The organism is Vibrio minamisatsumaniensis (assembly GCF_050337445.1).
In the GTDB taxonomy this organism is placed as follows: domain Bacteria; phylum Pseudomonadota; class Gammaproteobacteria; order Enterobacterales; family Vibrionaceae; genus Vibrio; species Vibrio artabrorum.
In genome coordinates, this window is sequence record NZ_JAKJSY010000113.1 from 1 (window position 1) to 8,443 (window position 8,443).

The following is an 8,443-nucleotide window of genomic DNA, read 5'->3' on the forward strand; positions in this document are numbered from 1 at the left end:
GTTAGTGTCGTTTCCGCTCGACTTGCATGTGTTAGGCCTGCCGCCAGCGTTCAATCTGAGCCATGATCAAACTCTTCAATTTAAGATTTTGTGACTCAACGAATACTGACTTCAAAACTACAAAAAGTAATTCTAAAGCTATTATCCCTCTCTTCTTAAAYAAATAGGAACAGAATGATAATGAATTGACTGTGCTCTTATTGGTTTTCACTTTTGAAAAAGTAAAACAAAACAGCTCAAGGCTGAAYCCAATTTGAATTGGTCACTCAGTTCATTGAAATCAATTTTGATTCCGAAGAATCTGTTTTATCTAACGATAAAACGTTTTGATATTCATCAACGAGTGCCCACACAGATTGATAGGTTTAAATTGTTAAAGAGCTTCTCTTCATTGTGACTCACATCACTATGGAAGAGGCGGCTATTCTAGCGATTTAATTCTCAGTGTCAAACACTTATTTTGAATTAATTTCTACTTTCTAAAGTAGAAGCGAATCATCGCTTAAAGCTAGTTGCCTTACTAACATTCTTCGCTGAAGCCTTGTGGCGTCTGCCGTGTCAGTGAGGCGGCATTATAGAGATGTTCATCTCTTTGGCAAGCGTTTATTGAAGAAAAATGTAAAAATAACGACTACATGCCGAATAAACAACCAAAGCCTTATTTATGTAAGTTTAACCACAAAGTACCTACAAAATAACCACAGACTTATCCACAATTGCTTTATTTTAACGCTCTAGAAAGCAAAAAAGCTGCCATCAGCAGCTTTTTAAAGAGTAATGAATCTAAATTCCAGATCCATATTGCTCTCCATCGTCTTCATGAAGACCACATTCACGTTTTAATCCATTAAAACGTGTTTCCTCTTCCGTCATACCCGGCTCCCACTTCTTAGTAGTGTGTGTATCTCCCACCGAAAGGTAACCCTGCTCACGAAGAGGGTGGTAACTTAGACCGTGCTCTTCTAAGTAATAGTGTACGTCTTTATTCGTCCAATCGATGACTGGCAAAAATTTAAACACACCATTTTGAATCGATAAGATCGGCAGGTTTGCACGCGATTGAGATTGCTCTCTTCTTAACCCAGAAAACCATGTACCAGCTTCGAGCTCATCCAGCGCTCTTCGCATTGGTTCAACTTTATTAAGCTTGTTGTACTTCTCTATCCCTTCTAGACCTTGCTCCCACAATTTCCCATATTGCGCTTCTTGCCAATTAGGACTCTGTTGTGCGCGAAAGACTTGAAGGTTTAGAGTCAGCTTCTGACTTAATTCGTCGATAAAACGATAGGTCTCTGGAAATAGATAGCCCGTATCCGTCAGGATAACAGGAATGTCCGGTTTAGCTTGAGTCACTAAATGCAGCATCAACGCCGCTTGGATCCCAAAACTGGAAGACACTACATGGACGCCTTCTAAATGATCTAGAGCCCACTTGACCCTTTCTGATGCCGTTAGCTGTTCTAACTCAGCGTTAATTTGCCCAAGACGAAGTATCTGCTCCGTCTTCGTTAATGTGAGTAGCTCTGCTAACTTTAATTTTGAAGCGACAGAATTAGGCATGCAGATCCCTCTTTGAAATGATCACCTCTTCGATGATCCCAGCTCGAATTGTAAAATCGCCGAATCCTTCATTGTCGTTACGCTCTGTAGACCAGCGCCCCACCAGCGAATCTATCTCTTCTAAGATCTGAGCCGATGTGATGTTCTCTTTATACATCTTAGGAATACGAGTTCCGGCCTGATTACCACCTAAGTGCATGTTGTATCGCCCCGGAGCTTTACCGATTAAGCCGATCTCCGCCAGCATTGCACGACCACAACCGTTCGGACACCCCGTGACACGGAGAATAATGTTGTCATCTTCAGGTAATCCATGCTTCTTCAGAATGTCTTCAACATCGGTCACGAACCCTGGAAGAAAACGTTCGGCTTCTGCCATTGCTAAAGGACACGTTGGAAATGCCACACACGCCATCGAGTTTTTACGCTGATCAGAAACGCTATCGTCCATTAAGCCATACTCACGAGCGATTTTCTCGATGTTAGATTTCTGATTCGTAGGGACTCCAGCAACAATCAGATTCTGATTAGCGGTCATCCGGAAATCGCCTTTATGGATCTTAGCAATCTCAGCAACACCGGTTTTCAGAGCTTTACCTGGAAAATCAAGTAAACGACCATTCTCAATGAACAGTGCTAAGTGGTGCTTACCATCAATACCTTCCGCCCAACCAATGCGGTCACCACGACCAGTAAACTCATAAGGACGACTTTCCGAGAACTCAACGCCTGCACGTTTCTCGACTTCCGCTTTGAAGACCTCAATACCGACACGATCTAGCGTGTATTTCGTTTTGGCATTCTTACGGTTTGAACGGTTACCCCAATCACGCTGCGTCGTCACAACGGCTGCTGCCACATCAAGTGTTTTCTCTAATGGCACAAAACCAAAATCATCCGCTCTACGAGCATAAGTTGAGGTATCACCGTGTGTCATGGCAAGACCACCACCCACTAACACGTTAAAGCCCACCAGCTTTCCGTCTTCAGCTATGGCAACGAAGTTAAGATCGTTAGCATGAACGTCGACGTCATTTTGCGGAGGAATTACGACCGTTGTCTTGAACTTACGCGGTAGGTAATTACTGCCTAAGATAGGTTCTTCATCCGTTGTTGCTAGCTTTTCACCATCTAACCAGATCTCTGCGTAAGATCGAGTTTTAGGTAATAGGTGTTCACTGATCTTTTTGGCCCACTCATACGCTTCTTGGTGGAGCTCGGACTCAACCGGGTTTGTGGTACATAAAACATTTCGGTTTACATCCCCCGCCGTCGCGATTGAATCAATACCAATGTTATTCAACGTTTGGTGCATTAACTTAATGTTCGGCTTCAACACACCGTGGAACTGAAACGTTTGACGGGTTGTGAGACGAATAGAACCATAAGAGGTATGCTCATCGGCGAACTTATCAATCGCCAACCACTGCTTAGGCGTAATAATGCCACCGGGCATGCGCGCACGTAGCATCACATTATGCAAAGGTTCTAGTTTTTGCTTTGCACGCTCGTTACGAATATCACGGTCATCTTGTTGATACATACCGTGGAAACGGATCAGTTGAAAATTATCCGCAGTAAAACCACCCGTTATTCTATTTTGGAGATCTTGTTCAATTGTTCCGCGCAAATAATTACTTTCACGCTTAAGACGCTCATTGTCAGCCAAAGGTCCAAGTACTTGACCTAGCACTTCTTGCTCTATTACTTGCTTACTCATTAGTACACATCCCTTTGGTAACGTTTCGCTTTACGTAAATCATTAATATATTGCTCAGCTTGCTCGCGGCTCTGATTGCCATGTTCTTCTGCAATAGTGACGAGTGCTTCATGAACATCTTTTGCCATTCGAGTCGCATCACCGCACACATAAAGGTACGCGCCCTCTTGAAGCCATTGCCAAACCTGATCAGCTTGTTCAATTAAGCGATCTTGAACATAGACCTTTTCTTTTTGATCTCGGCTAAAGGCCACATCGAGCTTAGTTAACGCACCTGATTTAAGAAACTTCTGCCACTCAACTTGGTATAAGAAATCTTGAGTAAAGGTACGGTCACCAAAGAACAACCAGCTTTTGCCTTGAGCATCATTGTTTTCACGCTCTTGCACAAAACTGCGGAAAGGTGCGATACCAGTACCCGGACCAATCATAATGATGGGAGTATTATCATCTTGCGGCAGTTTGAAGTTATTGTTGTTCTCAACAAACACCTTCACTTCACCACCTTCTTCAAGGCGTTGTGCTAAGAAACTTGAAGCACCGCCCAAACGAGACTCTTCGCCTTTTTGGTATTCAACCAGACCAACCGTTAAATGAACTTCTTCATCCACTTCGGCTTGGCTTGATGCAATTGAGTAGAGGCGCGGAGTCAGCTTACGTAACAGGCTAATTAACTCATCAGCCGATAGCTTGGTTTTCTTTTCAGCCAGCACATCGACAATTTGAGTGTTGCTTGCATATTCACGAAGCTTGTCTTTATCTTCCACCAGCTTAGTTAACTTTTTGCTGCCTGAAAGCTCAGCAAACTTAGTCACTAGTTGAGGGTTTGATGACGTGATATCAAAATGACTGATTAGGGCACTATGAAGAGATAAGTTTTGGCCATCGACATCAACACTTTCAATGCCAGACAACCCAACCTTAGACAGGATCTGATTGGCGAGTTCTGAACTGTTTTCAAACCACACACCTAATGCATCACCGGGTTGGTAGGTTATCCCTGATCCGGCAAGATCGATCTCGATATGACGTACATCTTTACCCGAGTCACGCCCCGTGATCTTTTGACTCGTCAATAGTGTCGCTGTATATGGATTTTGTTTGGTGTATTGCGAATGACCGGCAGCCGCTTGACCTACAGGTAACTGAACGATATCAGCTTCGGCACCTGTCGATAGCGTTTCTTTGACTTGCTCTAATGCTTTCGCGCGCCATTCCGTTGCTGATGCTTCGTAATCAACGTCACAATCAAGACGATCAATAAACGATTTTGCATCGAGCTTAGCGAGGAAGTTATCGAAGTCTTTCGCCGTTTGGCAGAAAAACTCGTAGCTAGAGTCACCTAAACCGATCACTCCATATTGCAGGTTCGATAATTTTGGCGCTTTCTTCGATTGCAGGAATTCATGTAACTCAATAGCATTATCAGGAGCTTCGCCCTCACCATTGGTGGAAGCCACAAAAATCACGTGAGTCTCTTTGGCTAGGTTCTTACCTTTATAATCACTGGCATCAAAAAGCTCGACAGCAATGCCTAAAGCTTTCGCTTCCGCCTCAAGCGATTCAGCAACACCTTTAGCGTTACCCGTTTGAGAAGCAAAGATAATACTGAGCTTGCCCGCAGGTTTCGCCGCGACAGCCGCGGCCGCTTGAGCGATTGGTGCTACTGCACCGACAGGCTGAGCTTGGCTTACCCCCCAAAGGTAACCACTGACCCAAGCCAGTTGTTGTGAAGATAACTCAGAAACCGTTTGTTGAAGATGACCCAATTGTTGGTCATTGAGTGGTGCTGCCAGCCCAGGTAACTCACTTCCCCCAGCCGGTGCATTATTATTTTGTGAAGACTCTTTCTTATATAAAGACATGGTCACGACATCCCTAATCATTGCGTGACGATAGATTAACCACTCACTTTAATAACAAGAAAGAATAGAAAAGTATGTTTTATAACTTTTTGGAAGATAAAAGCGATTGAACGATCAATTGGCCTACTGATTCTCAATACGTACTTGCTGAAAGCCAACTGCCATTGCCGATTTCGATGCTAAATCTAGGTCAGCGTAGTGGCACTCTTCGCCGTGAGCATCGGTAAGCAAAACAAAGCCGCCCCCCATATGGCGAAACTCGACAACCCACGCCCCCTCTTGAATTGAGGGTTCAATAACCGCTTCAACTAACAGGTTTTCTCGATACAAATTTCGTAATTCATTGAGTGTCATATTTCATCCCTTGCTTTGACCTCACAACATAGACCTTATAAGGATAGACGCTAATCAGAGCTCTGCATAAAGTTGGTCGAAAGTGATGAATGTGCTAACTCATTCCAGAAAGATATAATCAATAGGTATAAAAAAACGCCACTCAATCGAGCGGCGTTCTTAAAATCTGTTCCAGATGCGTTTTTAAAACAGCCTTAAAAGCGTACTTCAGCACCCATAAACCAGCCATTAACCATCACAAACTGCTTGCCTAAATCTGAAGAGAAAAACTCTTCCGAATCAAGGTCAATCACACGGTAGCCACCACGAAATGCCAATTCAGTCTCTGCGATTGGAAGACGGTACTGAACCCCAGCCATCAAATCCGTACTCTTGATCCCGCCGCTATTACCAAACTCCATCATACCAATGATATCGAATTGCGTATCAGGAACATTGATCTCTGCGTTACCGTAGAAGCTCCAAGTCATCTCATCAAACGTTGCCGTTTTCGCACCAGTAGGCTTAGGTTCAATGTAATTCGAGTTCGCGTATTGGGTAAACGTCACACCGGCGTCAAAGTCCATCAACTTATGATCTAACAAGGTGTAGTAGAGCGTGTAGTCGTATTTATCGAAAGCCAACGCTTTAGTATCCACAGAGGTATAACGAAAACTCGCATTCGGTAACATTGGAAGATTATGCTCAAATGCGAAATACACCGAAGGTGAGTTCGCATCCTCACTTTGTTTCACTTCGTTTAGCTTTGTACTTCCCAACCACATATCGGCACCAGCTTTCGCCGTGTAAGAAAAACCGTCTTCAGCAGACACAACCGAACTTAAAGATAGCATTCCCACTAAAGCAATTAATGGCATTTTATTCATTTGAGATAGCTCCAATTCCATATCGTTGTGCGCATTGTATGCACATTCATAGATTATTGGGGAAAATTCTACCACACATCTAAAATACTAAAACGATAAACCTCTGACGACCAAAGATTTGACGACCCACTGACCTTAATAACGTCTTGGATGAGACCGATATACAACGTGTTTGAAAAACCACACACCGATTGCAATCACAATCAACCAAGGCAGCAACTTAAACACAACCCCCATCATCCCTAAGACCAGCAGAACCGCGAACGCCACTCCGGTTGCAGCCAATATCGTCATGAATGTGATCCCCGTGACAAGTAAAGTTGCGACGAAAATAACCACAAAGATTAATTCAAACATAATGGTCTCCCTAATTAGTTAATGACCGAGCTCGCCTACTGTCTAACATTGCAGCTTCCATACCAAGTTAACAGCACCAACAAAAACCTTATTTATCAATCAAATAAAAAAGCCACACATCTTCATGCATGGCTTTCCTTAAACTCACAAGGGTAAATTTAACCGCTAATGGCGAATTTAACCTCCCGTTTTCAGCTTAGGCTCTTAACCTTGAAAGAGGTTATACATTTAGCTCTTTAGGGATCTTCGCCAATGCCGTTTGTATCACTTCGATGCCTGCGCCTTTCTTATGTGCATTTTCACTGATATAGCGACGCCATTGTCGTGCTCCCGGCATGCTTTGGAACAAACCAAGCATATGACGAGAAATGTGGCCTAAACTAGCGCCATTTGAAAGTTCACGTTCAATGTACGGATACATCTCTTCGACAACCTGTGAGCGCTTCTTAATTGGCGTGTCTAAACCAAAGATCTGCTGATCGACTTCTGCCAAGATGAATGGGCTATGGTAAGCCTCACGACCAATCATCACACCATCAAGATGTTGCAAGTGCTCTTTCGTTTGCTCAAGAGTCGTAATACCACCATTCACGGCAATCACAAGATCAGAGAAATCTTTCTTGATTTGGTATGCGCGATCGTAATCTAGCGGTGGGATCTCTCGATTCTCTTTCGGGCTAAGACCACTCAACCACGCTTTACGCGCATGGATAGTAAATTGCTCACAACCGCCCTTTTCAGAAACCGTTGAAATAAACTGAGTGAGAAACTCATAAGAGTCTTGATCATCGATACCAATGCGCGTTTTCACCGTGATTGGAATATCCGTGGCTTCTTTCATCGCCGAGACACAATCTGCCACCAGATCCGGCTCGGCCATTAAGCAAGCACCAAAGCGACCATTTTGAACTCGGTCGGAAGGGCAACCTACGTTAAGGTTGACTTCATCATAACCACGCTCACCGGCCAGTTTGGCACAAGCAGCAAGATCAACGGGGTTTGAACCGCCAAGTTGAAGGGCAAGAGGATGTTCTTGCTCGCTATACTCTAGAAAGTCACCCTTACCATGTAAGATCGCGCCCGTTGTTACCATTTCCGTGTACAGAAGAGTCTGCTGAGAAAGCAAACGGTGAAAGTAACGACAGTGGCGGTCGGTCCAATCCAACATGGGTGCAACGGATAAGCGGTTAGCCGCATATTTACTAGTATTGTCAGGTTTCATAAGGTGTTACTCGAAATCTATACACTGCATCGATATACAGCGACTGGCCAGAATGCCCCCAAACTCACCCTTTCAGTACGCATATAGTACGTATCGATGGAGTAGGACGAATGGCATCATTTAGCATTAAAAAAAGAACACTAAAAAGCGGTGAATCACGCTTCACAGTGGACATTGTAGTCAAAAATAATGGGCCGATTATACACAGGGAATCAAAAACATTCAGGAACAAAGAGGAACTTATTTTTTCATACAACTCACGCAGTGTTAGCGCAGGCTTTCAGCGAGTTAGGAATGAGTTAGGGATTGAGGATTTAAGGTATCACGACTTACGAAGAGAGGGAGCGAGTCGGTTGTTTGAAAAGGGCTACTCCATTGAAGAGGTAGCCCAAGTAACAGGGCATAGAAACTTGAACATTTTATGGCAGGTTTATACTCAGCTATTTCCACACAAACTACATAGTAAAGCTCAGATATAAGAACTAACAATCAAGAATGA

The 8,443-nt window shown here is 43.7% G+C and carries 8 protein-coding genes and 1 rRNA gene; 1 reads left to right on the forward strand and 8 read right to left on the reverse strand.

What is annotated here, in order from left to right; translation table 11 throughout:
* The 8 genes from L4B77_RS18435 to dusA form a co-directional block, all read right to left on the reverse strand.
* Nucleotides 1-82: ribosomal RNA gene (locus L4B77_RS18435) — 16S ribosomal RNA — on the reverse strand; the annotation flags it as partial.
* Nucleotides 83-783: 701 nt separating this feature from the next.
* Nucleotides 784-1,560: a phosphoadenylyl-sulfate reductase gene (locus L4B77_RS18440; protein WP_261838730.1), complete on the reverse strand. Its 777-nt coding sequence runs from the start codon at nt 1,558-1,560 to the stop codon at nt 784-786.
* Nucleotides 1,553-3,280, reverse strand: coding sequence for an assimilatory sulfite reductase (NADPH) hemoprotein subunit (gene cysI / locus L4B77_RS18445; RefSeq protein ID WP_429752215.1), 1,728 nt, complete (start codon nt 3,278-3,280; stop codon nt 1,553-1,555). Before cysI ends, L4B77_RS18440 begins: the two co-directional genes overlap by 8 nt.
* Nucleotides 3,280-5,145, reverse strand: a complete 1,866-nt coding sequence (locus tag L4B77_RS18450) for an assimilatory sulfite reductase (NADPH) flavoprotein subunit (RefSeq protein WP_429752217.1) — start codon at nt 5,143-5,145, stop codon at nt 3,280-3,282. The genes cysI and L4B77_RS18450 overlap by 1 nt, the downstream gene beginning before the upstream one ends.
* 123 nt (nt 5,146-5,268) lie before the next feature.
* Nucleotides 5,269-5,499, reverse strand: coding sequence for a hypothetical protein (locus L4B77_RS18455; protein WP_261838727.1), 231 nt, complete (start codon nt 5,497-5,499; stop codon nt 5,269-5,271).
* A 194-nt stretch (nt 5,500-5,693) separates the two neighbouring features.
* Nucleotides 5,694-6,365, reverse strand: a complete 672-nt coding sequence (locus L4B77_RS18460; protein WP_429752219.1) for a TIGR04219 family outer membrane beta-barrel protein — start codon at nt 6,363-6,365, stop codon at nt 5,694-5,696.
* A 135-nt stretch (nt 6,366-6,500) separates the two neighbouring features.
* Nucleotides 6,501-6,722 (reverse strand): envelope stress response protein PspG, encoded by a 222-nt coding sequence (pspG, locus tag L4B77_RS18465; protein ID WP_429752221.1) that lies wholly within the window; start codon nt 6,720-6,722, stop codon nt 6,501-6,503.
* Between the two features lie 220 nt (nt 6,723-6,942).
* Entirely contained in the window at nt 6,943-7,944 is a 1,002-nt protein-coding gene (gene dusA, locus L4B77_RS18470; protein ID WP_429752223.1) for a tRNA dihydrouridine(20/20a) synthase DusA, read from the reverse strand.
* 167 nt (nt 7,945-8,111) lie between these two features.
* On the opposite strand from dusA, the gene L4B77_RS18475 reads away from it, so the two are divergent.
* The gene (locus L4B77_RS18475) at nt 8,112-8,423 is read left to right on the forward strand and encodes a tyrosine-type recombinase/integrase (RefSeq protein ID WP_429752225.1); all 312 of its coding nucleotides are present in this window, start codon (nt 8,112-8,114) and stop codon (nt 8,421-8,423) included.
* Nucleotides 8,424-8,443: the final 20 nt, after the last annotated feature.

Excerpts from the sequence above, each read along its gene's own strand:
- L4B77_RS18460 (WP_429752219.1), bottom strand. The coding sequence starts at position 6,365 with ATGAATAAAATGCCATTAATTGCTTTAGTGGGAATGCTATCTTTAAGT.
- L4B77_RS18450 (WP_429752217.1), bottom strand. The coding sequence starts at position 5,145 with ATGTCTTTATATAAGAAAGAGTCTTCACAAAATAATAATGCACCGGCT.
- L4B77_RS18440 (WP_261838730.1), bottom strand. The coding sequence starts at position 1,560 with ATGCCTAATTCTGTCGCTTCAAAATTAAAGTTAGCAGAGCTACTCACA.
- pspG (WP_429752221.1), bottom strand. The coding sequence starts at position 6,722 with ATGTTTGAATTAATCTTTGTGGTTATTTTCGTCGCAACTTTACTTGTC.
- cysI (WP_429752215.1), bottom strand. The coding sequence starts at position 3,280 with ATGAGTAAGCAAGTAATAGAGCAAGAAGTGCTAGGTCAAGTACTTGGA.
- L4B77_RS18455 (WP_261838727.1), bottom strand. The coding sequence starts at position 5,499 with ATGACACTCAATGAATTACGAAATTTGTATCGAGAAAACCTGTTAGTT.
- dusA (WP_429752223.1), bottom strand. The coding sequence starts at position 7,944 with ATGAAACCTGACAATACTAGTAAATATGCGGCTAACCGCTTATCCGTT.